The organism is Amycolatopsis pittospori, from assembly GCF_013870525.1.
Lineage (GTDB): Bacteria > Actinomycetota > Actinomycetes > Mycobacteriales > Pseudonocardiaceae > Amycolatopsis > Amycolatopsis pittospori.
In genome coordinates, this window is sequence record NZ_JACBXD010000027.1 from 1 (window position 1) to 26241 (window position 26241).

The following is a 26241-nucleotide window of genomic DNA, read 5'->3' on the forward strand; positions in this document are numbered from 1 at the left end:
CTCACAACCCGGCGCCACGCTGGGACCTGCGGCCCGGCAGGCCGAACCTGTCCGCGTTCCCCCGGTCGGCGTGGCTCGCGGCGACCCGGCGGGCCCTGCACCAGGCCCCGATGACGGCGTTCGACTACACCGCCGAGGCCGGCGCGGCGGAACTGCGCGAGACGCTCGCCGCGTACCTCGCCCGGAGCCGCGGCGTCGTCGCCGACCCCGAACGCATCCTGGTGTGCTCCGGGTTCTCGCACGCGATGGCGATCCTGGCGCGAGTACTGCACGCGCGCGGAGTGGACGAGATCGCGTTCGAGAACCCGTCCCTGCACATCTACCGGCACATCGCTGCGGCGAACGGTCCCCGTGTGGTCGGCGTCCCGGTCGACGACCACGGGATCGAAGTGTCCGCTTTGGACAGTCCGGCGGTGGTGGTCACCCCGGCGCACCAGTACCCGCTGGGCGTCACCCTCGCGCCGCGGCGGCGTGCGGAACTCACCCGATGGGCGGCGGAATCCGGCGCCGTCGTCATCGAAGACGACTACGACGGCGAGTTCCGCTTCGACAACCAGCAGGTCGGTGCGCTACAGGCCCTCGCACCCGAGCGGGTCGTGTACGTCGGGACGACGAGCAAGACGCTCGCGCCGTCCCTGCGGCTGGGCTGGATGGTGCTGCCGCGCTTCCTCGTCGAACCGGTACGCGCGGAGATGTACGCGAGCGGCGCCCGGCCCGCGTTGCTGGACCAGCTCACGATGGCCGAACTGATCGAATCCGGCGCCTACGACCGGCACATCCGCCGTTGCCGCACCGAATACCGCTCCCGCCGGGACCGGCTGCTCGCGGCCCTGCCGGATTCCGTGCGGCACCAAGGGATCTCGGCCGGTCTGCACCTCGTGCTCCAGTTCTCCGGCGGGATCCCCGGCGAGATGGAGGTGATGGCCGCCTGCCGCCGTCGCGCGATCGGGCTCGAAGGGCTCAGCGGTTACTGGATCGGCGAACCCCAGCGCGAAGGGCTCATCATCGGGTACGGCGCCGCCGCGAAACACGCCTTCAACGGCGCCACCCAAGCCCTCCGCGAAGCCATCTTCGAGGTCACCTGACCCCGCGTTTAGTCCTCTGAATGCGGTAGTTGGTAGTGCGAACCACCGCATTCAGAGGACTAAACGCACAGGGGGTCAGCAGTACCAGGGGCGCGCGCGGAGGATGTCGGTCTTCAGGACGGGTGCGCCGTCGACCGGGGCGGGGTCCTCCGGGGTGGGCTTGATGCCGCCCGCGGCGACCTTGTCGAGTGTTTCGAGGCCGTCGGAGCCCACGGTGCCGAAAATCGTGTAGTTCGGCCGCAGCGCGGAATCGCCATAGACCACGAAGAACTGGCTGCCGTTCGTCGCCGGGCCCGCGTTGGCCATCGCGAGGACGCCGCGCGAGTACACCTTCCGCTCGCCGGTCGGATCGGTCGGCGCGGGCGGCAGGCCGACCGGCAGTTCGTCCTTGTACTTGTAGCCCGGGCCGCCCTCACCGGTGCCGCTCGGGTCGCCGCACTGCAGCACCTTCAACGTCGGGTACGACGTCAGCCGGTGACAGGTCGTGCGGTCGTAGAACCGGTGCACCGCCAGATGCAGGAAGCTCTGCACCGTGCACGGCGCCTTCGCCCGGTCGAGGGTCAGGTCGATCTTGCCCTGGTTCGTCTTCAGCTGCAGCGGGACCTTGCCCCAGTCGGGCGTACGACGCGGGTCGGGCGGCAGCGGGACCGGCCGTGCGGCCGGCTCGTCCGGGGTCTGCGTGTACTGGCACGGGCCCTTCGTGACCTTGGGCGGGGCGGCTTCGGCCGACGCCGTGCCCGTCCCGGCCGCGAGCATCAGCCCGGCCCCCAGCACAGCCACAAAAGCTTTCGCGATCCTCTGCACGGTTCCTGCCTCCCAGCCGTGGACGAAGAGCAGAGCATAGGGTGAATCCCCACCGTTTCCACAGGTCCGGAAGTAGGTCCGCGGTTATGGTCGGAAGCGTGGAGATCGCCGAACGACACCAGTGGCAGCTGAACGCGCTGACCTTCCTCTACGCGTACACGCAGTACGTCCTGGTGCACGAGAGGGTCATGGCCGGGCAGCCGCCGGACAAACCGGCCGAACTCGACCAGCCGCGCATCGTCAAACTCGCCAAGGTCGTCGACGACATGATCCTGGACTTCCGCAAGGAGGACGGGCTCAACGACACCGAGCGGCGCCGGGTCGTCCGTATCGCGCGCGAGCTCAAACCGCACGTCCTGGAGAAATGGCCCCGCGGCAGCGCCTCGCTGACCGAGTGGATCGCCTCGGCGGCCGCGCATTTCTACTGCGAGGAGCACGTCAACAACGGTTACGTCCGGATGGGCCGGGTCTTCGACCAGGACATGGCGGACAGGTTCCTGGAGCGTGTCGAGTTCTGCCGCGGCCAGACCCTCACGATCACGAAGTACGCCAACAAGGTCGCCGACGGCGAGCCGCTGACCGAGGGCGAGGAAAACCAGCTAGAGGTCTGGAAAGAGGACGCCGTCAACCATCTGGACAACCTCGACAGCGACTTCGGTGACATCAAGATGTACGTGGACTTCTGATGCACGAATGGCCGTCCCTCTGAAACCGCCCTCTTCCCCCTGAACCGTCGTCGCGAGTGCGGTCTCATGTTGCGAAAGCCACGTTCGCAACGTTGAAGGTTGCGAACGTGGCTTTCGCAACTCCTGTCAGGGAACCAGGCGCCATGGGAGCGGCGTCACGATCCGCGCAGGTCCGAAATCAGTTCTTCGGCCGCCGCGAACGGATCGATCTTCCGTGCCACCACGCGTTCGGCCAGTTCGGCGAGCCTGTCCCCGTGACGCAGGTCGACGATCTCCGCCCGCAACCGCTGGACGGCGATCGCCTCGACCTCGTCGCGGGCCCGGGCCGCGCGGCGCCGGGACAGTTCCTCCCGCTGGACCAGCCAGTCGTGATGGTCACCCAGCGCGCGGACGACGTCTTCGACGCCTTCACCGCGTGACGCCACCGTTCGCACGATCGGCTGACGCCAGCTCGGACCGCGGATCTCCCGGCGTACCAAGGAGATCATCTGCTTGAGATCGTGGATGGTCGCGTCCGCGCCCTCGCGGTCGGCCTTGTTGACGACGAAGACGTCCGCGATCTCCAGCACGCCGGCCTTCGCCGCCTGGATGCCGTCGCCCATCCCGGGCGCGAGCAGGACCACGGTGGTGTCGGCCAGTTTCACGACGTCCACTTCGGACTGACCGACGCCGACGGTCTCGATCAGCACGACGTCGAACCCGGCCGCGTCGAGGACGCGGACGGCCTGCGGCGTCGCCCACGACAATCCGCCGAGATGTCCGCGTGTGGCCATCGACCGGATGAACACGCCGGGATCGGTGGCGTGTTCGGTCATCCGGATCCGGTCGCCGAGCAGCGCGCCGCCGGAAAACGGCGACGACGGGTCGATCGCCAGCACACCGACCCGCGAACCCGACGCCCGCAACGCCGTGAGCAGCGCGGACATCGATGTCGACTTACCGACACCCGGCGGTCCGGTCAGGCCGATGACCCGCGCGTTCCCTGTATACGGCGTCAGTTTCGCCGCGACCTCGGGCAACTGCGGATGGGCGTCCTCGACCAGCGACAACAACCGGGCGATCGCGCGGGGAACGCCGTCCCGCGCGCGACCGACCAGTTCGTCGATGTCCAGCTGTACCGGCAAAGGCTTACGGGACGCGGAAGAGGAGCGCGTCGCCCTGGCCACCGCCACCGCAGAGGGCGGCCGCGCCGAGGCCGCCGCCACGACGACGGAGCTCGTGGATGAGGTGCACGGCCAGCCGGGCGCCGGAAGCGCCGATCGGGTGGCCGAGCGCGATGGCGCCGCCGTCGACGTTGACCTTGTCGACGTCCACGCCGAGCTTGTCGGCCGAGACCAGGCCGACGGCGGCGAACGCCTCGTTGATCTCGATCAGGTCGAGCGCGTCGGCGGTCAGCTTCTCCTTGGCCAGCGCGGCCAGGATCGCGTTCGACGGCTGCTCGTGCAGGCTCGCGTCCGGACCGGAGACCACGCCGTGCGCGCCGATCTCGGCGAGCGCGGTGAGCCCCAGTTCCTCGGCCTTGGCCTTGCTGGCGACGATGACCGCGGCCGCGCCGTCGGAGATCTGCGAAGCCGAACCGGCGGTGATGGTGCCGTCGGAGGCGAAGGCCGGACGCAGCTTCGCGAGGCTCTCGGCGGTGGTGTCGGCGCGAACGCCCTCGTCCTGGGAGAAGACGACCGGGTCACCCTTGCGCTGCGGGATCGACACCGGCGCGATCTCGGCGTCGAAGCGGCCTTCCGCGATGGCGGCGGCGGCACGCTGGTGCGAACGCGCGGAGAACTCGTCCTGCTGCTCACGGGTGACGCCGTAGCGGCTGTTGTACTTCTCCGTCGAGGCGCCCATCGCGACCTGGTCGAAGGCGCAGAACAGGCCGTCGTACGCCATGTGGTCGACGAGCGTGGTGTCGCCGTACTTGAAACCGGCGCGGGACTTCGGCAGCAGATGCGGCGCCTGGGTCATCGACTCCTGGCCACCGGCGACGATCAGGTCGAACTCGCCCGCGCGGATGAGCTGGTCGGCGAGTGCGATGGCGTCGAGACCGGAAAGGCAGACCTTGTTGATGGTCAGCGCCGGAACGGTCATCGGGATGCCACCGGCCACCGCGGCCTGGCGCGCCGGGATCTGGCCCGCGCCGGCGGTGAGCACCTGGCCCATGATCGTGTACTGGACCGCGTCCGGGGAGACACCGGCCTGTTCGAGTGCCGCCTTGATCGCGAACCCGCCGAGCTGGGCGCCCGAGAAGTCCTTCAAGGAACCGAGCAATCGCCCGATCGGTGTACGGGCGGCACCCAGGATCACGGAACCGGACACGGCGTCCTCCAAGCATCGGCGCAAGGGCAAAGGGGGTCTTCGCGACCATACCCGGGTCGCGGGCCTCTTGATGGAGCCAGTGTGAGGCGGCGCACGCCGGTTCGCTTGCCCGCGCACCTATCCTCCTTTGCATGAACCAGGCGCTGAAACCGTTCGTGACGGCCATCGACCACGTCGGCATCGCGGTCCCCGATCTCGACGCCGCGATCGCCTTCCACGCCGAGCACTTCGGCCTGGAGGTCGCGCACGAAGAGGTCAACGAGGAGCAGGGCGTCCGCGAAGCGATGCTGCGCGCGCCGGGCACCGCCGGGACCGAGACCGCGATCCAGCTCCTCGCGCCGCTGCGCGACGACTCCGCGATCGGCAAGTTCATCGCCAAGAGCGGTCCCGGGCTGCAGCAGCTCGCGTACCGGGTGTCCGATGTGGACGCCGCCGCGGCCGCGCTGCGCGCGCGGGGACTCCGGATGCTCTACGAGGAGGCCAAGCGCGGCACGTCCAACAGCCGGGTGAACTTCGTGCACCCCAAGGACGCCGGCGGCGTGCTCGTCGAGTTGGTCGAACCCGCGAAGGAAGGTCACTGACCGCGCGACCGAGACGACAGCGCCTCGGCGATGAAGAGGACCTCGCGATCGATCTCGGCGGGGTCCCCGTCTTCGTTGTGCCGCGCCGTCGCGTGCCGGTGGCTGACCGCCCGCGCGAGCAGTCCGGACGCCGAATCGACGTCGGCGATCGCGAGTTCGCCGCCGGTCGCGGCGACGATGACGGCCTTCACCTGGCGGACGAGTTGCTGGAACCGTTCGGCCAGCGCGTCGCGGACCGCGCGGTGCGTGTCGGCCTCGCGCCACAGCAGGTGTGACAGCGCCAAGGACCGGTTGAATCGCCGGTCGAGTTCCCCGACGAGTCCGCGCAGGCTGCCCGCGAGGTCGCCGGGGACCACCACGACGGCCGGTTCGATCCGGGCGTCCGGCAGTTCGGCGACCAACGCGGTCAGCAGATCCGACTTACGCCGGAAGTAGTAGTGCACCAGGCCTTTGGGCACGCCGGCCTGTTCGGCGATCCGGGACGTGGGTGTCGCGCCGAAACCGGATTCGGCGAAAAGCGCCTCCGCGGCTCGCAGGATGCGCTGTTTCGCCGAATCCTCTTTCACCCGCGCTCCTAGCGTTCTAGTGCTGCCCTGCCATCTTGTGCGTCGCCTGGGCGATCGGCATCGCGGCCGCCCCGGCCACCACCGTCAGGACGCCACCGATCCAGGCGGTCCAGGACGCGCCCATGAAGTCGGCGTATCCCATCACCCAGGGCGAAATGAACAGCAGCACGCCCAGGACGATCTGAACGCCTTCGCCGTAAACCATGCCAGGCATCGCAAGCGAAGCGAGGCCGTCGAGAGCGATCAGCGCGCCGAGGATGACGAGCGTCCACAGGGCGGCGTTGTCCGTGGTCATCCAGAGGGGTGAAACCGCGACGACGACACCGATGACCACCTCCGCCCAGTCATGGGGACGGGTCCAAGGGCGCGTCGTGGGTTCATTCATGCGTGCTCACCTCCGAATATCGGCTGAACCTGCAGGTCGGAGAGATCTCCACCCCCGATGGTCCGCTTGGTTGGCCGGCCGGTCAAGACCGGTCGATAACACTTCGGGATGTGTACGTGCTCCACGTCTCGTACAGTTGTGGACTTGGTTACCCGTGAGTAATTTGAGCGAACCACTCTTTGCCGGTGAGGCCACATCGGCGGAGTGCGCCTACGCCGTCCCCCCAATCGCGGAGGTTTCGATGACGCAGATCGGCGAGATCCAGCAGGCCATTCTGAACGATGACCTCGGCGCCGTGGCGTCACTCGACGTCCCGGAGTCCTACCGCGGGGTGACCGTGCACAAGGACGAGGCCGAGATGTTCCAGGGCCTCGAAAGCCGCGACAAGGACCCGCGCAAATCGCTGCACGTGGACGAGGTCCCGACGCCGGAACTCGGCCCTGGCGAGGCGCTGGTCGCGGTCATGGCGAGCGCGATCAACTACAACACCGTCTGGACCTCGATCTTCGAGCCGGTCTCGACCTTCAAGTTCCTGGAGCGCTACGGGCGGCTCTCGCCGCTTTCGAAGCGTCACGACCTGCCGTATCACGTCGTCGGCTCCGACCTGTCCGGCGTCGTGCTGCGCACCGGCCCCGGCGTGCACAACTGGAAGCCGGGCGACGAGGTCGTCGCGCACTGCCTCAACGTGGAACTCGAAGGCCCCGACGGGCACAACGACACGATGCTCGACACCGAGCAGCGGATCTGGGGCTTCGAAACGAACTTCGGCGGGCTCGCCGAGATCGCGCTGGTCAAGGCGAACCAGCTGATGCCGAAGCCGGATCACCTCACCTGGGAAGAGGCCGCCTCGCCCGGGCTGGTGAACTCCACGGCCTACCGGCAGCTCGTCTCGCGCAACGGCGCCGACATGAAGCAGGGCGACGTCGTGCTGATCTGGGGCGCTTCGGGCGGCCTCGGCTCCTACGCGACGCAGTACGCGCTCAACGGCGGCGCGATCCCGGTGTGCGTCGTCTCCAGCCCCGAGAAGGCGGAGATCTGCCGCAAGCTCGGCGCGGAGCTGATCATCGACCGCAACGCCGAGGGCTACCGGTTCTGGAAGGACGAGCACGACCAGGACCCGAAGGAGTGGCAGCGGTTCGGCAAGAAGATCCGCGAGCTGACCGGTGGCGAGGACCCCGACATCGTCTTCGAGCACCCGGGCCGGGAGACCTTCGGCGCGTCGGTCTACGCGGCACGCAAGGGCGGCACGATCGTCACGTGCGCCTCGACGTCCGGGTACATGCACCAGTTCGACAACCGCTATCTGTGGATGAACCTGAAGCGGATCATCGGCAGCCACTTCGCGAACTACCGCGAATCGTGGGAAGCGAACCGGCTGATCGCGAAAGGTCTGATCCACCCGACGCTGTCGAAGACCTACTCGATGGAGGAAACCGGGCAGGCCGCGCTCGACGTCCACCGCAACGCCCACCAGGGCAAGGTCGGCGTGCTCGCCCTTGCGCCGGAAGAAGGTCTGGGCGTCCGGAACCACGAACTGCGCGCGAAGCACATCGACGGCATCAACGCGTTCAGGAACGTTTAGCGCGCCAGAACGCACTTTCGCCGCGCGTTCCGTGGGTGCTCACCCTTCCGTGACTCCAGCTCGACTACGGTAGAAGGATGAGCCTTGGCGAGGAACGGGAGCTAGTGCCGCTGGGAGCCGGCTTCGACGTGGCGAAGCGCGGTTACAGCCGTGCGCAGGTCGACGAACATCTCGAGCGGCTGGACGCCGATCTGAAGATGCTCACCGCCGATCGCGATGCCGCCATCGGGCAGGCGGGCGACCTGGCACGGCAGCTGGAGATCGCGCGCGGCGAGATCGCCGATCTGCGCGGCCAGGTCGACAGGCTCGCCCAGCCGCCGACGAGCGTCGAGGGTCTTTCCGAGCGCCTGCAGCGCATGCTGCGGCTGGCGCAGGACGAGGCCGCCGACACGAAGGCGCGCGCCGAAGCCGAAGCCGGGCACATCCGTGCCAAGGCGGAGACCGACGCGAGCGCCATGCGCGCCCGCTACGAGCAGCTGCTCAACGAGCTCGATCTCCGTCGCAAGGAGATGGAGGCCGAGCACCGCGGGGTGCTGGAGACGGCGCGCGCCGAGGCCAAGGACATCACCGACAAGGCGAAGGCCGAACGCGACAAGCTCGACGCCGAGTCGCAGCAGCGCCGCACCCAGGTCGAAGAGGACTTCGAGATCGCGATGGCCTCGCGGCGCACCGAAGCCATGCACGCGCTGGCCGAGCAGGAGGCCGCGAGCAAGGCCGAGGCCGCCCGCCGGGTCCGCGAAGCCACCGAGGACGCCGCCACGATCCGCGCGAAGGTCCTCGAAGAGGAGACGACGGCGAAGGCGGACATCGAACGCCGTCAGCGGGAGTCCGTCGCCGACGCCAACAAGCGCAAGCAGGACTCGATCACCGAGGCCAACGCCAGGCTCGCCGAGGCGGCCGACGAGGCACGCCGCCGTGTCCGGCAGGCCACCGAGGAGTCCAACCGGCGGATCACCCAGGCCACCGAACGGGTGGAAGCGCTCCGCAAGGTGCGCTCCAGCCTGGCCGAGCAGGTCCGCACCGCGCGGACCGCGCTCGCCGAGGCGACCCATGTCCTCGGCGACGAACCGCACGTCCCGGCGGATCTCAAGGGGAAGCCGTCGCCCGACTCGGAGGCCACGGTCCAGATCCGGACGTCCGATGTGCCGAAGGCCACATCAGGCGCGAAGCCTTCACCTCGACCTGCGGCAGCGCAGAAACCAACTGGCGAGTAACCTTCTCACCCGACCGAGCTCACGACGGCCTGCGGGCCCGTCGTCGAGCGGTTATCGTCGCTGCTCGCGTGCGTGCGCGGGCTGAGGAGATCGGTGGAGGTTGCGGATGGCTGCATATCGGACCGTGGTCGTGGGCACGGACGGATCGGATTCCTCGTTCGCCGCGGTCGACCGCGCGGCGGGCGTCGCCGGAGACTCCGGAGCGACCCTGGTCGTCGTGTGCGCCTACTACCCCGCCAACAAGGGCGACGTGGAGAAGGCGCAGGACGTCCTCGGTGACGAGGCCTACCAGGTCGTCGGCTCCGCCCCGGCCGAGGACACGCTGCTGTCCGCCCGGGACCGGGCCGCCAAGGCCGGCGCGAAGAACATCGAGACCAAGGCCGTCGTCGGCGACCCCGTCGACGCACTGCGCAAGGTCGTCGCGGACCACTCCGCCGACCTGCTGGTGGTCGGCAACCGCGGCCTGAACACTCTCGCGGGCCGCATCCTGGGCTCCGTGCCGTCCGAGGTCGCGCGGAAGTCCGGGGTGGACGTGCTCATCGTCCACACCACCTAATGGCCGATTCCGGCGAGCCCGCACCCGACGCGCTGCAACAGCGCCTCGAACGGATCCTGCTCGGCGGGCGACGCAAGTACACCCGGCTCGAAGTCGCCGAGAAGGCAGGCGTTCCCGAAGAACGCTCTCGGCGGCTTTGGCGCGCCCTGGGCTTCGCGACCGTCGAGGACGACGAGGTCGTCTTCACCGACGCCGACATCGAAGCGATCCGCACCGCCGACCAGCTGATGAACTCGGGTCTGATCGACCCGAGCATCGAGCTGGCGGTGACCCGCGCGCTGGGCCAGCACCTTTCGCGGCTCGCGGAATGGCAGGTCCACATGCTGTGGACGATGATCACCGAGAACAAGGACGTCGGCACCAGCGAACGCCAGATCGCGCGGCTCGTCGACCGGCTGCTGCCGGAACTGGAACAGGTGCAGAACTTCGTCTGGCGGCGGCATCTCGCGGCCTACTCCGGCCGCGCGTTCGCGTCGTCGGACGAAGATCTCGCAGCCAGGACCGAGGTCGTCGGATTCGTCGACATGGTCGGCTACACCCGACTGACCAGGCAAATCGGTGAAGACGAACTGAGCGCCGTCCTGGACCGCTTCGAATCCGTCGCCACCGAAGTGGTCGCCGAACACCACGGGCGGATCGTGAAAATGATCGGCGACGAGGTCCTGTTCGTCGCCGACTCCCCCGTCGACGGCGCCGAGATCGCCCTCGCCCTGTCCGAACGCGCCGACACCGACGAGACCCTGCCCGCCGTACGCGCCGGCATGGCCTCGGGACGGATCCTCAGCCGCTTCGGCGACGTCTACGGCTCGGTCGTGAACCTCGCCGCCCGCCTCACCTCGACCGCCCGGCCGGGCACCATCCTGATCGACAAGGAACTCGCCGCCGAACTCTCCGATCTCGAGGAGTACGAGGTGCGGACCCGGCGGCCGGTGTCGGTGCGGGGCTACAACCGGCTACGGCCTTCTTCGCTGCGAAGGGCACGAGACAGGCCTTCGGGCATGTTCGCTTCCTCGCAGCAGTTGGCGGCCGAGATGCTGGGGCTGGCTCCTGGCGTCGTTCCCGCTTCGGAGCCTCCGGAGCTGGACGAGCTCGCCGAAGAGATCGAGGACGCTACGGCGGACTCGTTGCCGCCTCGACCACGGCCTCGGCCTCGGTCGAAGCGGCGGCGTCGCTGATCGCTCGTCTCATCGCGGCAGCAAGGGACCTTTGCTATCGCCCTCGGACCAGCGCGAGGTCAGGCGGGCAGGACGGCGTACTGGCGCACGTAGAGGTCGGTGTAGGTGACCGGGCCACGCGGGCCGGGGACCTTGTCCAGGTTGATGCCGGTCTCGGGGACGGCGAGGAGCTTGAAGCCGTCGAGCAGGCGGGTCGGAGCGTTCCAGAAGACACCGGTGCCGGTGTAGGCGTCGAAGAACGCGTCGGCGGCTTCGCTGGATTCGGTGGCGATGCCGGCGGCGAGGCCGGAGGTCTGCTCGTTGGCGATCTCGGCCGCTTCGGGCAGGCTCGCGACCTTCGCGACGGTGACGGTGGCTTCGCGGTCGGAGTCGAGCGCCCATTCGTAGCCGATGGCGTGCTCGTGCGGGGCGAGCGAAGGCGTGACGCCGCGCTCGGCCAGGGCACCGGAGATGCCGGGCCAGACGCGGTCGTGGGCGCCCTCGTGGATCAGCAGCAGGTTCAGACGGTTGCAGACGCCGAGCCGGTCGAGGCTGTTGAAGACCAGATCGCGCACCTTGTCGGTGTCGGCCGCTTCGTCGATGTACAGCACGCCACCGCCGTCGGCGTGGGCCAGCGTGCGGACGCCGTGGACGGCCGCCTCGGTGGCCAGCGCGCGGGTGCTGTCGCCGCTGCCGCGCAGGATCACGAGCGGCACCGGCGCGGGGAAACGCACCAGCGCGGAAGCCGCTTCGCGTTCGGCGCGTGGCACCAGCTGGATGACGTCCGGGTCGATGCCGGCCTCGGCGAGCGCGGGGGCGATCACGGTCTCGCGCAGGCGCTGAGCCGAGCCGAGCGCGGCCGAGCCGGTGCGGAGCACGCCGCCGTTGCGGGACTTCACCAGCTGCGAGGCGACGTCGACGGTGACGTTCGGACGCGCCTCGTAGTTCGCGCCGATCACGCCGACCGGGCGGCGACGTTCCACCAGCCGCAACCCACCATCCAAAGTGGACACGTCGACGGAGCGCTCCTGGTGCGGCGCACCGGCCAGCAGACGGAGCTGCTCGGCCATACCGGTCAGGCGCTCGGGCGTGATGGTGAGCCTGTCGAGCAGACCCGCGCTCATCCCGTCCTCGCGCGCCTTGGCGATGTCGGCCTGGTTCGCCTCGAGCACGACGTCGGCGTGCTCGACCAGTTTGCCGGCCATGGCGTTCAGCGCGGCGTCGATCGCCTCCGCGGAAGCGGCGGCCAGCGACGGGGCGGCCCGTTTCGCCGATCGAGCGCATTCCTCGACGGCCTTGGCGACCTCGTCCATCTGGTGACTCCTTCCGCGCGGAACGAGCCACCAGTGTGCCGTACCGCCCAGGTCAGGCGACGGTCGGCTCCAGCAGCCACAATCCGCCCGCGAAGAGGCAGCTGACCGTCAGCACGGCCATCACCAGCACCCACAGCACCGGAGGCACCGCGGTGAGCCTGCCGAGCTGATCGGCGTCGGAATCCCGCGCCGCGCCCCGGCGCCGTTTGATCTGCAGCTCGATCACCGGCCGGACGCCGCCGAACAACAGGAACCAGGTCAGCAGGTAGACGAAGATCGCCTGGAACCACGACGGCGCCACCAGCGCGACCAGTCCGAGCACCACCGAGCTGGTGACCACGGCGAACACGCCATAGGTGTTGCGCACCATCACCAGCACGCCGAGCAGCATCAGCGCCATCACGATCAGCACCATGGTGATCAGATCCGACGACAGCAGCCCGGCGAACACCAGCCCGAGCACCGCGGCCGCCGGATACCCGGCCAGCGCGGTGAAGGCCATCCCCGGTCCCTCGGGTTTGCCCCGGGAGACGGTGACGCCGGACGTGTCCGAGTGCAGTTTGATCCCCTGCAGCCGCCTGCCGACGAGTATCGCGGCCAGCGCGTGCCCTGCCTCGTGGACGAGCGTGATCAGGTTACGGGCGATCCGCCACGGCCTGCCCGAGACCACGACGAGCAGCGCCAGACCACCGGTGACCAGGGTGATCGTGCCGGGCGGGGTGGACTGGGCGATGTCGGAAACCGTTTCGGCGGGAGACGAGCTCACCACACCAGCTCACCACAAGCCGGGTTCGTCCCGTGTCAGGTGGTCAGGGAACCCCCGTTCTCCCGCATGCGAGACTCACCGGTCGTTCCGCAGGGCGAAGGCCACCCAGCTGCGGAACGGCCGCCACGACGCGGCGAGTTCCTCCAGCTCCTCCGGCTGTGCCAGCGGCAGGTCGTACGCGGCCCGCATCGCCTCCTGCAGCCGAGGCTCGTCGCCGGGGAAGACGTCCGGATGCCCGGCGCCCCGGATCAGGATCAGCTGTGCGGAGAACGGTCCGATCCCCGGCAGCCGTTGCAGCCACCGCAACGCGTCCGGCACCGGCATGGCACGCAGATAGGCGGCGTCGAGCAGACCGTCCTTGGCGGCGTTCGCCACCGCGCGCAGCCGCTCGACCTTCACCTCGGGCACCCCGGGGCGGATCCCCACTCCGGCCACGACGTCGGGCGCCGGGAACGACATGAGGATCTGCCCGCCGACGTCGACCGGCCTGCCGAACTCCTCGGCCAGCCGCTTCTTGACGGTGGCCGCCTGCTTCATCCCCGTCCGGTGGCTCAGGATCGCCCAGCAGGCCGCCTCGTACGGCGAAGAGAACAGGACCGGCCGCGACCCCGGGAAGTCCTGCTGAAGACGGCGCACGACGGGATCCGTCGTGCCGACATGGGAGAAACCGACGCCGTCGATGTCCACCGAGAGGATCCGCCGCACCTGCGCGGCGACCTCGCCGGCGAGCCCTCCGCCGGCGAAGACCTCGACTTCGATCGAGCCGGGCGATCTCTGTCTGATGGCCGCTCCGACATGTTCCCAGCCCGCTTCGGCGGGGAAGGCGAGGCGCAAGGTGCCGGGTTCGGCGGCGGCGTCGGTGCGGCACGCGGGCGGGAAACCGGTCAGGAACCGGATGGACTGATCGAGGTCGAACGGGCCGCGTACCGGGACGCGGATGGTGGTCGAAGCGGTGTGCTGGAGGATCGAGCCGATCATTTTCGTGCTCCTTCGGCTGGGGAACGGCGACTCCCTCCGACGTTAGAGACGGCCACCGACAGTTTCGGGTCGTGGCGGCGGGAATGTCGCGAACGGGCCGGTCATGGCAGATTCTCGGGTGACCACCGTGAAGGGAGAGACCGATGCCGGACAACCACGAACGTCTCGTGAGCCTGCTGCGGCCGGGCTCCGCGTCCGCCGAGGCGAGCGAAGGTTTTCTTGATCTGCTGGGCGAAATCCCGCAGGCGGGCCCGCCGACCGGACTCGCGCAGCGCCTGATGCGCACCTCCGCCGTGCCGATGATCTACGAGCACTACTGGCGTCCGACGCTGGGCAGGGTCGCGAAAGGACTCACCGGGCCGAGCATGGAGGACGAGGTCCGCATCGCCCTCGAAGCGCTCGCCCTGCGTCCCGGCCAGGTCGCGCTGGACGTGGCCTGCGGCACCGGCCGGTTCACCCGCGCGTTCGGCGAGGCCGTCGGCCCGGACGGGCTGTCGATCGGGCTGGACGGTTCGGTCACCATGCTGGAGAAGGCGCTCGCCGCTCCCAGCCCGCCCTCGGTGACCTACCTTCGCGCCGACGCCGTCGATCTGCCGCTCGCGGATTCCACTGTGGACGCCGTCTGCTGCTTCGCCGCGCTGCACATGTTCGCCGATCCCAATGCCGCGCTGGACTCGTTCGCACGCGTGCTGAAACCGGGCGGTTCGCTGGTGTTGCTGACCAGCGCACGGCACAGCGATCAGCCGTTGCGGCTCGCGGACACCGTCCTCGGCAGGGTGAGCGGACAGCGGATGTTCGACCGCGGCGAGATCACGATGAAGCTGTTCCGGCGTGGCTTCGACCGCGTCAACGAGCGGTACTCCGGCGTCACGCAAATCGTCACGGGCGAGCTACCGGTTAACATCCGGCCATGATCCGCTCTGAGCACGCTTCGCCGATTCCCCCCGACGACAGCTACCTCCGCTCGCTGGTCGAAGCGACCGCGGAAGCCGTCGCCGCGGCCGAGCCCCTCGGCTCGCCGCACGACGGCGCGGATTCCGCCACGCGGGACGCCGTCAGCACCGAGATCCACGCGCTGACGGCGGAATTGGTGGGACTGAGCCAAGATCTGCACGCTCATCCGGAGGAGGGATTCGCCGAGCACCGTTCGGTTCGCGCGCTCGGCGATCTGCTCGAACGGCACGGCCACGACGTGACGATCGGCGCGGGCGGACTGGACACCGCGCTGGTCACGAGCACTCCCGGAAGCGGTCCGCATATCGCGGTCCTCTCCGAGTACGACGCGCTTCCCGGGCTCGGCCACGGCTGCGGGCACAACGTCATCTGCACCGCGGGCGCGGGCGGTTTCCTGGGCGCGGCGGCGGTCGCCGAACGGCTCGGCGGCCGGGTCTCGCTGATCGGCACGCCGGCGGAGGAAGGCGGTGGCGGCAAGGAAACGCTGGCCCGCGCGGGCGTTTTCGACGACATCGACGCCGTCGTCATGCTGCATCCCTTCAGCCACGACATCGCGATGCACCCGTTCCTCGGCAGGCGCCAGCTCGAAATGGTGTTCACCGGCGTCGGCGCGCACGCGTCGGCACAGCCGTTCATGGGACGCAACGCGCTCGACGCCGCCGTCGCCGCGTACCAGGGCGTCGCGGCGCTTCGGCAGCATCTGCCCTCCAGCGACCGCGTCCACGGCGTCTTCACCGACGGCGGCGCGCGGCCGAACGTCGTACCCGAACGCGCCGCGCTGCTGTTCTATCTGCGGTCCGCGCAACCGGACACGCTGCGCGATCTCGCGGAGCGGGTTTCGGCGGTGGCCCGCGGCGCGGCGGAGATGACCGGCTGCGGCGTCGAACTGCACTGGGACGGGCAACCGGCGTATCTGCCGATCCGGTTCAACACCACACTCGCCGGCCGCTGGTCGGTGCACCAGGTCGATGCCGGGCGCAAACCGCTGCCGCCGGGGATCGTGCCCGAGTTCCTCACCGGTTCGACGGATCTCGGCAACCTTTCCTACCGGATGCCGGCGATCCACCCGATGATCGCCATCGCCGGACCGACGACCGCCTTGCACACCAAGGAGTTCGCCGCGGCGGCCGGTTCGCCCGACGGCGATCGCGCGGTCGTGGACGGCGCGATGGGACTGGCGATGACCGCGGTCGACTACTTGGCGGACACGAAACTCCGCACCGCCGTGCACGAAGAGTTCGAGGCTTCGGGCGGCGCTTTGGACGTCCCGGCCTTCTTCGACTGAGCGGAGCCTGAGGTTTCTCAGGTAATTCTTCTCAGCAAAGCCCAGGGGATTTCCACAGGAAGCTCACAAGTACGGGCGCGAATCTGGTGCCATGACCGAGAACGAGAGTCGGCCCGGCCCCGCCTCCACCGGTGGGCACCAGCCGCCGCACCAGCAGCAGTACCCCGGCTACACCCCTTGGCAGGCCGCGCCGAATCCGCTCTTCACCCCGCAGGCTCAGCCGCGGACGATGGCTCCCGTGCCGCGTAAGAAGGGCGGCCGGGTCGCCGTCCTCGTCAGCGCGACGGCGCTCGCCGCCGCGTTGGTCGGCGGGGTCGGCGGCGCGGCACTCGTCGGTCTCGACTCGTCGTCGGCGTCGGGCACGGGCTCGTCCGCGGTCGCCACCGGGCAACCGGTCGGGAACAGCACTTCGGGTGATGTCAGCGGTGTCGCCGCGAAGGTGACTCCGAGTGTCGTCCAGGTGAACGTGACGACGGCGCAGGGTGAGGCCGTCGGTTCCGGCGTCATCCTGACGTCGGACGGGCGCATCCTCACCAACGCCCACGTGGTCAACGACGCCGAAGGTGACGTCACCGTCACGCTTTCGGACGGCAAACAGTACAAGGCGAGCGTCGTCGGCGCGGACACGAAGGCCGACATCGCCGTCCTCCAGGCGAAGGACGCGAGCGGGCTGACGGCGGCCACGCTCGGCGATTCCAGCAAGCTCGTGGCGGGCCAGCAGGTCGTCGCGATCGGCTCGCCCGGCGGACTGCAGAACACCGTGACGACCGGGATCGTGAGCGCGCTGAACCGGAAGCTCGACGAGCTGAGCAGCGGCCAGGACAAGCGTTCGCCGTACAGCCGGACCACGAACGAGGCCGGCCCGAGCTACACCGCGATCCAGACCGACGCGCCGATCAACCAGGGCAACTCGGGCGGGGCGCTGGTGGACGCGCAGGGGAACGTCATCGGCATCAACTCGGCGCTGTACAACCCTTCGTCCACCGGCAGCATCGGCATCGGCTTCGCGATCCCCATCAACGACGCGAAGAAGATCGTCGAGCAGATCGTCGGCTGACCCGGCCGTCTGGACCGCTGTCAGGGGGCGGCCCAGCCGGCGAGTCCGTGAAGGCCTCCTTCACTACCTTCAGGGTAGGGAAGGAGGCCTTCACGGACTTCTAGAGTTCGTACGTGAGGGTGAAGGTGTGGTTGCCCTCGTCGTCCTGGACGATTTCCGCCGTTCCGGTGATGCCGGCGAGTTCGCCGTGACCGGAGCCCGGCAAGACGATCAGGTGATGACCCTTCTCCCCCGCCGAGTGATGGAGGACGAAGCCGCCCTTACGCCCGTCGACGGACACCGAAAGCCGCTCGAAGGCGACGTACGCCGACGACGTCTCGTTGACGGCCGTGAGCATCTCCACGGCGCTGGTGCCCTCGACACCGCCGGTGAAGGTCTTGGTGAGCGTCACTCGGGAGAATTCGGTGCCTTCGGCCTTGTCGGTGGCTTGCGGGTCCCAGCCGTCCACGGTGAACGACGCTGTCGCGGTGTTGGTCATGCCGCCGATCCTGCCGGGTAAACCTGACAGAACGCGTCAGGTATTCCTCACCGCCTCCGGTTCCCGAACAGGCCGCGCGTGATCTCCCGTCCGAGGGCGCTCGCGGCCGAGCGGAAGAACGACTTCACCGCCGGGTTCTTCATGGCCTGTTCGATCATTCCCGGCCCTTCCTTCTCCTGCTGCGGAGCGGGCGCTTCGGCCGGTGGCGGCGGGGCCTCACCGGCGGGCGGTGCGGCCACCTTCGCGGCCAGCTTCTCGTAGGCCGACTCGCGATCGATCGTCTCGGAGTACTTCGCGTGCAGGTCCGAAGACGTCGTCGCCGCGGAGATCGCTTCGGCGCCGATGGACCCCATCTTCGACCGCGGCGCGCGCAGCCGGGTCCACGCGACCGGCGTCGGCGCACCCCGCTCCGACAGCACGGTCACGATCGCTTCGCCGATACCGAGCGACGTCAGCGCGGAGTCCAGCTCGTAGTGCTTCGTCTTCGGGTACGTCTTCACGGTCTTCGTCAGCGCCGCCTGGTCCTCGGGGGTGAAGGCGCGCAACGCGTGCTGGACCCGCGCGCCCAGCTGCGAAAGGACGTTGTTCGGGATGTCCGTCGGCAGCTGCGTGCAGAAGAACACGCCGACACCCTTCGACCGGATCAGCTTCACGGTCTGCTCGATACGCTCCAGGAACGCCTTCGAGGCGTCGTTGAACAGCAGGTGCGCCTCGTCGAAGAAGAACACCAGCTTCGGCTTGTCGAGGTCGCCTTCCTCCGGCAGTTCCTCGAACAGCTCGGCCAGCAGCCACATCAGGAACGTCGAGAACAACGCGGGCTTCGACTGGAGGTTGTCCAGCTCCAGCAGCGTCACCATGGCCTTGCCGTCGACCTGGCGCATCAGATCGTGGACGTCCAGCTCGGGCTCGCCGAAGAAGTCCTCGCCGCCCTGAGCCTCCAGATTGGACAGCGCCCGCAGGATCACCCCGGCCGTCGCCGCCGAGACGCCGCCGATGCCCTTCAGGTCTTCTTTGCCCTCGTCGCTGGTCAGGTGCGTGATGACCGACCGGAGGTCCTTCGTGTCCAGGAGCGCCAGCCCGCGCTGATCGGCCCAGTGGAAGATCAGGCCCAGCGTCGATTCCTGGGTTTCGTTGAGCCCCAGCACCTTCGACAGCAGGATCGGGCCGAAACTCGTGATCGTCGCGCGGATCGGCGACCCCTTGCCGCCCGTGCCCAGTGACAGGAACTGCACCGGGAAAGCGGCGGGCTCCCACTGGTCACCCAGCTCTTGCGCGCGTTTGGTGATCTTGTCGTTTCCCTCACCCTGCGCCGCGAGACCCGACAGGTCGCCTTTGACGTCCGCCAGCACCACGGGCACACCCGCGGCCGACAGCTGCTCGGCGATCAGCTGCAACGTCTTCGTCTTGCCGGTACCGGTCGCGCCCGCGACCAGCCCATGCCGGTTCAACGTCGCCAGCGGCAACCGGACCGCGGCACCGGAGTCGGCCTCGCCGTCGATCACGACGGCACCCAGCTCGACCGCGGCCCCCTCGCTCACGTAACCCTGCGCGATCTCCTGGGCTGGACCCTGTTCGGCCACTGTCGCTCCCTGATCTGTGATACGGCTCACCTGAGGATGCACACGCTGCCAGCAACGCGCCGAACCCGCACGTCGCGCGCCCCGAATCCCCGGGTCGGGTTAGGGTTCCGGGGTGAACGACCGCCTAGTCTGGATCGACTGCGAGATGACGGGGCTCGACCTCGGCAAGGACGCGTTGATCGAAATAGCCGCCCTGGTGACCGACGCCGAACTCAACGTCCTCGGCGAAGGCGTCGACATCGTCATCCACACCGACGACGAAACCCTCGCCGGCATGCCGGAGGTCGTCCGCGACATGCACGCCCGCTCCGGCCTCACCGAAGAGGTCCGGCGCTCGACCGTCACCCTCGAAGAGGCCGAGCAGCGCGTACTCGAGTACATCCGCGAGCACGTCCCCGAGGCCAACGTCGCACCCCTCGCGGGCAACTCCATCGCCACCGACCGCGGCTTCATCACCCGCGACATGCCCGCCCTCGACGGACACCTGCACTACCGCATGGTCGACGTCTCCTCGGTCAAGGAACTCGTCCGCCGCTGGTACCCGCGGATCTACTACGCCAAGCCCGAGAAGGGCCTCGCCCACCGCGCGCTCGCCGACATCAAGGAATCCATCGGCGAACTCGACTACTACCGCCGCGTCGCCTTCGTCGCGCAGCCCGGCCCGACCACCGAACAGGCCAAGGCCGCCGCCGCTGAAGTGCAGGAACGCCACGACGGGTAACCCGTTGCAAGCCCCGGAAACGGGCGCGCTAATATAGTGCGGCCGAGGTGATGGGAAGCTTCCCGAGCCCGGCGATGGTGGGCGTAGCTCAGCTGGTAGAGCACCTGGTTGTGGTCCAGGAGGTCGCGGGTTCGAAACCCGTCGCTCACCCCATCACCCCAGTTTGGTCGGGGCCTCACGGCCCTCATCCGGACTGGGGTTTCGCTTTTTGGTAACACGGCGTGGCCGACGTGCGAGTTCAGTGAGAACCAGCACGGAGGGTGCCATGAATCGGTGGCTCGGCCTGACAGTCCTGGGCGTCGGCATGCTGGCCGTCGCCTGCACCACCGATCCACCCGACCAGACGCCCGTGGCGACAGTGCCGTCCACGCCGGTCATCACGGTCACCGCGCCACCGTCCACTTCGGTGGCCCCGCCGGTGACGGTCACCAACCCGGCCCCACCACCATCGCCGTCGAAGACGTCGGCCAAGAAGTCACCATGGCGGTGCGAGCCCGGCCACCCGAACTGCACGAAGACCCAGTCCCAGAAGTACCTGGCCGACCTCGAGTACCAGAAGTGCGCCCGTGACCCGGAAAAGATCTGGGACACCGGCAGGCAGAAATGCCGCTACAAGACCAGCGGCGAAACGCAGTGGGAGTACTTCAACGGCCCCATCCGCTGAGCCGGGAAAGCCGAAGGGGTCCCGACAGGACGGTCGCCGTCCTATCAGGACCCCTCAGGGGAAGCTTCGGATCAGTTGCGGTCGCCGCCGGTCTTCCAGTCGTCCCACGACATCTGCCACACCGACCAGCCATCGGTCGGCTCCAGCACCTGCGGGCCCGAGTTGGCGACCGTGATGATGTCGCCCTTCTTCGAAGTGTCCATGAGCCACTTCGCGTTCTCGGTCGACAGGTTGATGCAGCCGTGGCTCACGTTCCGCTTGCCCTGCGAGCCCACCGACCACGGCGCCGAATGGTAGAAAATGCCGCTGTTCGACATCCGCACCGCGTACTTCACGAACGTCCGGTAGCCGGACTTGCTGTCCGACGGGACGCCGTACGTGCTGGAGTCCATCGTGTACCCGGTGTGCTCGCTCATCACCGTGTAGGTCCCGGCCGGGGTGCTGCTCGACGGCTTGCCCATCGAGATCGGCATCTGCTTGACCTCTTGGTCGTTCACGACGACCTTCATCTGGTGCGTGCCGCCGTCGGCCGTCGCGACCAGTTTGTCGCCGACGACGACCTTGGCCGGCTTGTCCTCACGGCCGAAGGTGTTGTTGCCGAGGTTCTTGCCGTAGATCGCCGCGTTGACCGAGATCTTCGTGCCCGGCTTGAAGTACTCCTTGGGCCGCCACATCACGGTCTTCTCGCCGAACCAGTGGAACGCGCCCTCGGCCTGCGGCTCGGTGACGATCTTCAGTGCCTTCTCGGTCGCCGCCTTGTCGGGCACGTTGCCGGTGAAGCTGAAGATCAGCGGCAGGCCGACACCCACCGTCTCGCCCTCGACCAGGTTGATCGAGACGCCGATCTGACGGCCGGGCTTGGCCGTGGAGAACGTCGACGTCGCGGTGGCCGGCTTGCCGTCGGTCCCGGTCGCGGCCGCGGTGACCGTGTAGGTCTTGCCGTAGCCGAGCGGTTCCGCCGACTCCCAGCCCGAACCGTCTTCCTTCGGCTTGCCCGCGACGGCCTTGCCGTCCGCGCCGGTCAGTTTGACCTCGCCCACCTTGCCGTCGGCGACGGCGATGGTCACCGGCTCTCCCGGGGCCACGTTGGCCGCCCCCTGCGCCGGGGTCACCGTCAGCACGGCGGGCTTCGGGGCCGGAGCGGCCTCGCTGCTCTGCTGCGCACCACCGGGAGTACCGCCCGGCGACGGCGATTCACCCGACGGTGTACTGGTGCACGCGGCGAGTGTGAACCCCGCCACCACAGCCACCAGCGCCACCCGCGACCGCCCCGTCGCTCCCCAGACCCTCATGCACACCGCCCGTTTCGCGTGGTACCAACCCCTACGTCTGGCTATAGTCTGCCTGACCGGCCGCAACGCCTGCGGCCGGATGGCCGAATACGTCCCCGCGACGCCCACGGCGGCCGAAGGGGGACCCCCCTGAAACGGGCCCCAGCAACCCTGTGTTAATGTTTTCCACGTCGCCGAGGGGAACACCAAAGCGGCGGGAACAAGCAAGCGCCATTAGCTCAATTGGCAGAGCAGCTGGCTCTTAACCAGCGGGTTCGGGGTTCGAGTCCCTGATGGCGCACAGTCAAACCCCACGTTTTCGGTTTCGATAACGTGGGGTTTTGTGCTATCTGGAAGCATTTCTTCCACTTCCTTACTGTCCACTGTGGTCTGATCCGCGTCCGAGACGTGTGCTTGCCGAATCCTGCGGGTCGAGCTGCAAGTCGGTCTTCGTGGCCGACTCCGCCGAGGTGTTCGATCCGGTCGGGTTCGAGGGGCGAGGCCTGGTTCGGGTGGCTCCGGCTCCACCGGCACGAGCTCGATTCGCCGATCAGAAGTGTGTATCGACCGCCCGGATTGTCGGGGCGGTCTGATAGATCATGGGCATGTTCCGCGACTTCAACTTCAAGCTGCTGGTCATCGACAAGCTCATGTACCAGGACAAGCTCATCCAGCCCCGTTTCCGGATCGCCGACGTTCTCCACGCCAAGGGCGCCACCGGCGACCTGTGGAAGTACCTGCGCGAACAGGACCTGCTGTACACCGTCCTCGAGGAAGCCCGCCAGTACTTCACCGACTTGGAGATCACCCCCGACCAACTGGCCGCCGTGGAAGAACTGACCACTGACGGCGGCTTGGAGATCTACCACCAGTGCTCGCCGTTCTGGGACGGTGAGGACGAACTCTTCGACGTCACCTCACTGGACGACCTCGCCCTGTTACCCAACCTCCGCGTGATCTACGGCGGCAGCGAGGCCATGATGGCCGCCCCCGGCGCCGAAGACACCCTCAAGGCCCGCGGAATCGCCGTGGAATGAACCCTTTCATGGTGGTTGGCGCCGCCCCGTGCGGCGCACCGACCGTCGATCGAAGTGAGCCGCGGAGCCCATGACCGCATGGTGGTCATGGGCTCCACAGGGCTCGGTCACCTCATTGGACGGTAAGGCTGTATTCGGCGGTACCGGTCTTGCCGGTGCTGTCGGTGGCGGTGATCGTGATCTTGTAGGTGCCGCGCTGGAACGGGGCGGCGATGGACATACGCGATGTACCGCCCGGGGCGACGGTGGACGGCTGGAACATCGGGCTGAACGTCAGGCCCGTCGCGGCGAGGGTGCTGTTGCCCGCTCCTCCGGTGACGGTGACGTTCGCGTTGACGAACGAGCCTGGTGTCACCGTTCCCGCACCCGGGGAGACGGCCGGCTTGGGACCTTCCGTGCTACCACCGTCGCCGACGGTCAGGGTGTAGTCGGCGGACTTGGTGCCGGACGGGCCTTTCGCCGTGACGGTGATCCGGTGCGTGCCTTTCGGAGTGCTCGCCGCGGTCTCCACGGTGAGCTTGGCGACGTCGCCCGAGTCGAGGGTCGAGCCGGGCTGGAACGTGGCCGTCGCGCCGGCGGGCAGACCGGTGGCGGCCAGGTCGAGCTTTTCGGGTCCCGTGTCGCCGGCCTTGGTCACGACGGAGGTCGAGACGTACTTGCCGGGCTCGACCTTGCCCGCCGCCGGACTGAGGGAGACCCCGAACTTCCCGTCACCGGGCTGAGTGCCCCCGATCTCGCCGCGGGCCCAGTCGCCCATCTCGTTGGTGAGCCGGGCCATGATGCTGTAGCGCTCGCATCCACTGGAGCCCCACGAGACGACGCCGACGATCACGCCGTCCACGATGAACGGTCCGCCGCTGTCGCCGGAGCAGGTCGCGGTGCGTCCGTCGTCGTACCCGACGCACACCATGAGGTCGGGGTTCACTCGTACGTTGAACACCTGGCAGTCGTTCGCGTCGTTGACGGGCATCGTGGTCTTGTACAGAACGCCGGAACCACCGCCGGACGAGGTCTTTCCGTAGCCGACCGCGGTGCCCGACTTCCCCGGCTTGGTCAGCTCGGCATCACCCGACCCGGCCACTTTGGCCCACTGGCTCTCCGGCACGGGCAGGTCGGTCTCGGTGGTGATCACCGCGACGTCGTAGCCGGTCTGCCAGGAATTCGGTCCGGTGTAGCGGGGGTGCACCTTGTAGGAGGCGACAGGGGTGCGGAAGGTTTCGTCGCCTGGCGTGTTCAGGTCGTCGTCGCCGTAGAGGTAGCTCTTCGCGCCGCCGACGTCGATCATGCAATGCGCCGCGGTGACGATCTTGCGTTTACCGACGACGGAAGCGGTGCAGGACTGTCCCTGTGGGCCGCCACCACCCGCTCGCAGGCCCGCGATGATGTACGGGTTCTCCCGCACGGTCGTGCGTTGTCCGTTGACCACCCGGGTTCCCATGTCCGGGGGACGCAGCTGGTCGGTGGGGGTCGCGGCGGTGGCGAGGGGTCCGGCGTTCGCCGTCCCGGTCGCGGGCGAAGTGATCACGGCCAGTGCCATGGCGACGGCTGTGACCAGACGTGCTGTTCTCATCGTGCTCCTCGGTTCGCAGGGTTGTCCGATGGGGCGTTCCGGATCAGAACGTGATCGACCAGCCGGTCAGGGTGCCGGTGTCGAAGCGGTGGATGTCGCGCACCTGAAGCTTCCAGGTGCCGTTGGCGTTCTCGCCGGAGGCGTTCACGGTGAAGGTCCGGTGCACACCGCTCGCCTCGCCGATTCCGCCCGCCGGTTTGAGGACCGACGTGGCCCCGCTCGGTCCGATCAGGTCGATCGCCAGGTCCGCGGAATAGGTGTGGTCGATGTCCACCCGTACGGCCAGCTCCGCCGGCGCGTTGCCGTCGCAGCCGCTCTGGGTCACGACGCTGCCCACGGCGGCCCCGGCGTCGGGGATGGACACGTCCTCGTCATTGGCCTTGACGCCGCACTTGGGCGGCGTGCCACCGCCGATGAATCCGGTGTAGAGCAACGCGTCCGGCGAGCCCGCGCCGGGATCGGTCACCAGCCCCGGTGAGGCGTTGCGGACGAGCGCGTCGCGTACTTGCTGTGGTGTCGCACCGGGATTCGCGGCGAGGTACAGCGCCGCCGCACCCGCACCGTGTGGCGAGGCCATCGAGGTGCCGCTGCCGGTCCGGTAGCCGCCGGTGTGGTCGGTGGAATAGATGTTGCCGCCCGGGGCGAACAGGTCGACACACTTCCCGTAGTTCCCGCTACGGCCGCCGCCCTGGTTGATCCAGCCGACGGTCAAGGCTTCGGGGGTACGGCCGGGGCTGGCCGTGCAGGCGTCCTGTCCGTTGTTGCCCGCGGCTACCGCTACCACGAAACCCTTGTCCACCAAGGCTTTCACTTGAGCGTCGCCGACGCCGACGGTGTCCATGACCAGGCTCAGGTTGACCACGGCCGGTTTGACTCCGTTGGCGGCCACCCATTCCAGTCCGCTGACGGTCGCCGAGTCCGGTCCGGAACCGCCACAGCCCAGCGAGCGGACCGCCACCACCTTGGCCTTCTTGGCGACGCCGACGGTCTTGCCCGCGATGGTGCCCGCCACGTGGGAGCCGTGCCAGAAACAGTCGCTCGCGTCGTTGTCGTTGTCGATGAAGTCGCGGCCGTGCGCGCCCCGGCCCTCGAATTCGGCGTGCTGGATACCCACCCCGGAGTCGACGACGTACGCGGTGACACCCTCGCCGCCGTTGGGGTAGACGTACTTCTTGTCCAAGGTCTTCGTGCGCTGGTCGATCTGATCCAGCCCCCACGACGGTGGGTTCGGCTGCTCTCCGGCGGCACGTGCGACGCCATCCTGGTGCACCGTCCGGACCGTCGGGTCGGCGGCCAGGCGCCGCGCCTGCCGCTCGCTCAGGTCTCGAACCGAGAACCCGTTCAGAGTCAGCGCGTAGGTGTCGACCACCGCACCGCCGTAGCGCTGGGTCAACGAGGCGGCCCCACCTTGCGCGGCTGCCTGCGCACCGTCCCGGAGGACCACTATGTAGCGACCGGCGATGGGCTGCCGGGCTTGCACGACATCGCTTTCGGGTGTCGCGGCGGACGCGGCGGGGCTCGCCGTCACCAGTGCGGCCGCGATGCCGAACAGACCTAACGTCATTCGGGCCTTGTGCATCTCTCCTCCATTTCCCGTGTGCGCCTGGCGCACCGCTTCACCATTCGGCGCGGGCGGAAGGGAAA

The 26241-nt window shown here is 68.6% G+C and carries 26 protein-coding genes and 2 tRNA genes; 15 read left to right on the forward strand and 13 right to left on the reverse strand.

The features are described from left to right. Window positions 1-1085: aminotransferase-like domain-containing protein (locus tag H5J31_RS17210; protein WP_181773596.1), on the forward strand; the 1085-nt coding region annotated here is incomplete at its 5' end. Between the two features lie 75 nt (window positions 1086-1160). Here the strand turns inward: H5J31_RS17210 and H5J31_RS17215 are convergent. Next, window positions 1161-1841, reverse strand: a complete 681-nt coding sequence (locus H5J31_RS17215; protein WP_181773682.1) for a peptidylprolyl isomerase — start codon at window positions 1839-1841, stop codon at window positions 1161-1163. A 146-nt stretch (window positions 1842-1987) separates the two neighbouring features. Here H5J31_RS17215 and H5J31_RS17220 point away from each other — a divergent pair, with 146 nt between their 5' ends. Next, entirely contained in the window at window positions 1988-2575 is a 588-nt protein-coding gene (locus tag H5J31_RS17220) for a hypothetical protein (protein ID WP_181773597.1), read from the forward strand. 155 nt (window positions 2576-2730) lie between these two features. On the opposite strand, the gene meaB is transcribed toward H5J31_RS17220, so the two are convergent. Together meaB and H5J31_RS17230 are read right to left on the reverse strand one after the other, a co-directional pair. Beyond that, window positions 2731-3699: a methylmalonyl Co-A mutase-associated GTPase MeaB gene (gene meaB / locus H5J31_RS17225; RefSeq protein ID WP_181773598.1), complete on the reverse strand. Its 969-nt coding sequence runs from the start codon at window positions 3697-3699 to the stop codon at window positions 2731-2733. A gap of 4 nt (window positions 3700-3703) precedes the next feature. Further along, window positions 3704-4885, reverse strand: coding sequence for an acetyl-CoA C-acetyltransferase (locus tag H5J31_RS17230; protein WP_181773599.1), 1182 nt, complete (start codon window positions 4883-4885; stop codon window positions 3704-3706). A 131-nt stretch (window positions 4886-5016) separates the two neighbouring features. Here H5J31_RS17230 and mce point away from each other — a divergent pair, with 131 nt between their 5' ends. Next, the gene (gene mce / locus H5J31_RS17235) at window positions 5017-5466 is read left to right on the forward strand and encodes a methylmalonyl-CoA epimerase (protein WP_181773600.1); all 450 of its coding nucleotides are present in this window, start codon (window positions 5017-5019) and stop codon (window positions 5464-5466) included. On the opposite strand, the gene H5J31_RS17240 is transcribed toward mce, so the two are convergent. Together H5J31_RS17240 and H5J31_RS17245 are read right to left on the reverse strand one after the other, a co-directional pair. Further along, the gene (locus tag H5J31_RS17240; RefSeq protein WP_181773601.1) at window positions 5460-6032 is read right to left on the reverse strand and encodes a TetR/AcrR family transcriptional regulator; all 573 of its coding nucleotides are present in this window, start codon (window positions 6030-6032) and stop codon (window positions 5460-5462) included. The two genes, mce and H5J31_RS17240, sit on opposite strands and share 7 nt — an antisense overlap. A 16-nt stretch (window positions 6033-6048) precedes the next feature. Beyond that, window positions 6049-6417, reverse strand: coding sequence for an SPW repeat protein (locus H5J31_RS17245; protein ID WP_181773602.1), 369 nt, complete (start codon window positions 6415-6417; stop codon window positions 6049-6051). 241 nt (window positions 6418-6658) lie between these two features. Between H5J31_RS17245 and ccrA the strand changes: the two genes are divergently transcribed. The 4 genes from ccrA (at window position 6659) to H5J31_RS17265 (ending at window position 10944) form a co-directional block, all read left to right on the forward strand. Beyond that, window positions 6659-7999 (forward strand): crotonyl-CoA carboxylase/reductase, encoded by a 1341-nt coding sequence (ccrA, locus tag H5J31_RS17250; protein ID WP_181773603.1) that lies wholly within the window; start codon window positions 6659-6661, stop codon window positions 7997-7999. A 104-nt stretch (window positions 8000-8103) separates the two neighbouring features. Further along, window positions 8104-9213, forward strand: coding sequence for a coiled-coil domain-containing protein (locus H5J31_RS17255; protein WP_181773683.1), 1110 nt, complete (start codon window positions 8104-8106; stop codon window positions 9211-9213). A gap of 106 nt (window positions 9214-9319) precedes the next feature. After that, entirely contained in the window at window positions 9320-9769 is a 450-nt protein-coding gene (locus tag H5J31_RS17260) for a universal stress protein (protein ID WP_181773604.1), read from the forward strand. Next, window positions 9769-10944 carry an adenylate/guanylate cyclase domain-containing protein gene (locus tag H5J31_RS17265; RefSeq protein ID WP_181773605.1) on the forward strand — a complete coding sequence of 392 codons (1176 nt, stop codon included), beginning with the start codon at window positions 9769-9771 and terminating at the stop codon, window positions 10942-10944. Before H5J31_RS17260 ends, H5J31_RS17265 begins: the two co-directional genes overlap by 1 nt. 59 nt (window positions 10945-11003) lie before the next feature. Here the strand turns inward: H5J31_RS17265 and H5J31_RS17270 are convergent, their stop codons facing one another. The 3 genes from H5J31_RS17270 to H5J31_RS17280 all read right to left on the reverse strand — a co-directional run bounded on the left by H5J31_RS17270 (window position 11004) and on the right by H5J31_RS17280 (window position 13980). Beyond that, entirely contained in the window at window positions 11004-12236 is a 1233-nt protein-coding gene (locus tag H5J31_RS17270; protein WP_181773606.1) for an aldehyde dehydrogenase family protein, read from the reverse strand. A 52-nt stretch (window positions 12237-12288) separates the two neighbouring features. Then, a complete protein-coding gene (locus H5J31_RS17275; protein ID WP_181773607.1) occupies window positions 12289-13002 on the reverse strand; it encodes a M50 family metallopeptidase in 714 nt (237 codons plus the stop codon). A 75-nt stretch (window positions 13003-13077) separates the two neighbouring features. Beyond that, complete coding sequence (locus H5J31_RS17280) at window positions 13078-13980, reverse strand: DNA-3-methyladenine glycosylase family protein (RefSeq protein WP_181773608.1); 903 nt, start codon at window positions 13978-13980, stop codon at window positions 13078-13080. A gap of 143 nt (window positions 13981-14123) precedes the next feature. Here H5J31_RS17280 and H5J31_RS17285 point away from each other — a divergent pair, with 143 nt between their 5' ends. The 3 genes from H5J31_RS17285 (at window position 14124) to H5J31_RS17295 (ending at window position 17276) form a co-directional block, all read left to right on the forward strand. Next, window positions 14124-14894, forward strand: coding sequence for a class I SAM-dependent methyltransferase (locus tag H5J31_RS17285; protein ID WP_181773609.1), 771 nt, complete (start codon window positions 14124-14126; stop codon window positions 14892-14894). Further along, window positions 14891-16219, forward strand: a complete 1329-nt coding sequence (locus H5J31_RS17290) for a M20 family metallopeptidase (protein WP_181773610.1) — start codon at window positions 14891-14893, stop codon at window positions 16217-16219. The genes H5J31_RS17285 and H5J31_RS17290 overlap by 4 nt, the downstream gene beginning before the upstream one ends. 91 nt (window positions 16220-16310) lie before the next feature. Next, window positions 16311-17276, forward strand: a complete 966-nt coding sequence (locus tag H5J31_RS17295) for a S1C family serine protease (protein WP_181773611.1) — start codon at window positions 16311-16313, stop codon at window positions 17274-17276. 100 nt (window positions 17277-17376) lie between these two features. On the opposite strand, the gene H5J31_RS17300 is transcribed toward H5J31_RS17295, so the two are convergent. Further along, entirely contained in the window at window positions 17377-17754 is a 378-nt protein-coding gene (locus H5J31_RS17300; protein ID WP_181773612.1) for a DUF3224 domain-containing protein, read from the reverse strand. 47 nt (window positions 17755-17801) lie between these two features. Beyond that, window positions 17802-19334 carry a helicase HerA-like domain-containing protein gene (locus H5J31_RS17305; protein ID WP_181773613.1) on the reverse strand — a complete coding sequence of 511 codons (1533 nt, stop codon included), beginning with the start codon at window positions 19332-19334 and terminating at the stop codon, window positions 17802-17804. 112 nt (window positions 19335-19446) lie between these two features. On the opposite strand from H5J31_RS17305, the gene orn reads away from it, so the two are divergent. From orn to H5J31_RS17320, 3 genes are all read left to right on the forward strand, one after another. Further along, window positions 19447-20055, forward strand: a complete 609-nt coding sequence (orn, locus tag H5J31_RS17310; RefSeq protein WP_181773614.1) for an oligoribonuclease — start codon at window positions 19447-19449, stop codon at window positions 20053-20055. Window positions 20056-20132: 77 nt separating this feature from the next. Continuing rightward, window positions 20133-20208, forward strand: a tRNA-His gene (locus tag H5J31_RS17315). A 112-nt stretch (window positions 20209-20320) separates the two neighbouring features. After that, entirely contained in the window at window positions 20321-20719 is a 399-nt protein-coding gene (locus H5J31_RS17320; RefSeq protein ID WP_181773615.1) for a hypothetical protein, read from the forward strand. A 71-nt stretch (window positions 20720-20790) separates the two neighbouring features. Here the strand turns inward: H5J31_RS17320 and H5J31_RS17325 are convergent, their stop codons facing one another. Next, window positions 20791-22011, reverse strand: coding sequence for a L,D-transpeptidase family protein (locus tag H5J31_RS17325; RefSeq protein WP_181773616.1), 1221 nt, complete (start codon window positions 22009-22011; stop codon window positions 20791-20793). Between the two features lie 207 nt (window positions 22012-22218). Between H5J31_RS17325 and H5J31_RS17330 the strand changes: the two genes are divergently transcribed. Both H5J31_RS17330 and H5J31_RS17335 read left to right on the forward strand, forming a co-directional pair. After that, window positions 22219-22291: transfer RNA gene (locus tag H5J31_RS17330), tRNA-Lys, on the forward strand. A gap of 304 nt (window positions 22292-22595) precedes the next feature. Next, complete coding sequence (locus H5J31_RS17335; protein ID WP_181773684.1) at window positions 22596-23027, forward strand: DUF6892 domain-containing protein; 432 nt, start codon at window positions 22596-22598, stop codon at window positions 23025-23027. A gap of 112 nt (window positions 23028-23139) precedes the next feature. On the opposite strand, the gene H5J31_RS17340 is transcribed toward H5J31_RS17335, so the two are convergent. Continuing rightward, window positions 23140-24597, reverse strand: coding sequence for a trypsin-like serine protease (locus tag H5J31_RS17340; protein WP_181773617.1), 1458 nt, complete (start codon window positions 24595-24597; stop codon window positions 23140-23142). 43 nt (window positions 24598-24640) lie between these two features. After that, on the reverse strand, window positions 24641-26161 hold the full coding sequence (locus H5J31_RS17345) for a S8 family serine peptidase (RefSeq protein WP_181773618.1): 1521 nt from the start codon (window positions 26159-26161) through the stop codon (window positions 24641-24643). Window positions 26162-26241 lie beyond the last annotated feature (80 nt).

What these genes read in the sequence shown, in the direction of transcription:
- H5J31_RS17340 (WP_181773617.1), bottom strand. Translation starts at nt 24,597, where the DNA reads ATGAGAACAGCACGTCTGGTCACAGCCGTCGCCATGGCACTGGCCGTG.
- H5J31_RS17300 (WP_181773612.1), bottom strand. Translation starts at nt 17,754, where the DNA reads ATGACCAACACCGCGACAGCGTCGTTCACCGTGGACGGCTGGGACCCG.
- H5J31_RS17280 (WP_181773608.1), bottom strand. Translation starts at nt 13,980, where the DNA reads ATGATCGGCTCGATCCTCCAGCACACCGCTTCGACCACCATCCGCGTC.
- H5J31_RS17335 (WP_181773684.1), top strand. Translation starts at nt 22,596, where the DNA reads ATGTTCCGCGACTTCAACTTCAAGCTGCTGGTCATCGACAAGCTCATG.
- H5J31_RS17260 (WP_181773604.1), top strand. Translation starts at nt 9,320, where the DNA reads ATGGCTGCATATCGGACCGTGGTCGTGGGCACGGACGGATCGGATTCC.
- H5J31_RS17290 (WP_181773610.1), top strand. Translation starts at nt 14,891, where the DNA reads ATGATCCGCTCTGAGCACGCTTCGCCGATTCCCCCCGACGACAGCTAC.
- H5J31_RS17325 (WP_181773616.1), bottom strand. Translation starts at nt 22,011, where the DNA reads ATGAGGGTCTGGGGAGCGACGGGGCGGTCGCGGGTGGCGCTGGTGGCT.
- H5J31_RS17245 (WP_181773602.1), bottom strand. Translation starts at nt 6,417, where the DNA reads ATGAATGAACCCACGACGCGCCCTTGGACCCGTCCCCATGACTGGGCG.
- ccrA (WP_181773603.1), top strand. Translation starts at nt 6,659, where the DNA reads ATGACGCAGATCGGCGAGATCCAGCAGGCCATTCTGAACGATGACCTC.
- H5J31_RS17295 (WP_181773611.1), top strand. Translation starts at nt 16,311, where the DNA reads ATGACCGAGAACGAGAGTCGGCCCGGCCCCGCCTCCACCGGTGGGCAC.
- H5J31_RS17270 (WP_181773606.1), bottom strand. Translation starts at nt 12,236, where the DNA reads ATGGACGAGGTCGCCAAGGCCGTCGAGGAATGCGCTCGATCGGCGAAA.
- H5J31_RS17285 (WP_181773609.1), top strand. Translation starts at nt 14,124, where the DNA reads ATGCCGGACAACCACGAACGTCTCGTGAGCCTGCTGCGGCCGGGCTCC.
- H5J31_RS17215 (WP_181773682.1), bottom strand. Translation starts at nt 1,841, where the DNA reads ATGCTCGCGGCCGGGACGGGCACGGCGTCGGCCGAAGCCGCCCCGCCC.
- mce (WP_181773600.1), top strand. Translation starts at nt 5,017, where the DNA reads ATGAACCAGGCGCTGAAACCGTTCGTGACGGCCATCGACCACGTCGGC.
- H5J31_RS17320 (WP_181773615.1), top strand. Translation starts at nt 20,321, where the DNA reads ATGAATCGGTGGCTCGGCCTGACAGTCCTGGGCGTCGGCATGCTGGCC.
- H5J31_RS17265 (WP_181773605.1), top strand. Translation starts at nt 9,769, where the DNA reads ATGGCCGATTCCGGCGAGCCCGCACCCGACGCGCTGCAACAGCGCCTC.
- H5J31_RS17345 (WP_181773618.1), bottom strand. Translation starts at nt 26,161, where the DNA reads ATGACGTTAGGTCTGTTCGGCATCGCGGCCGCACTGGTGACGGCGAGC.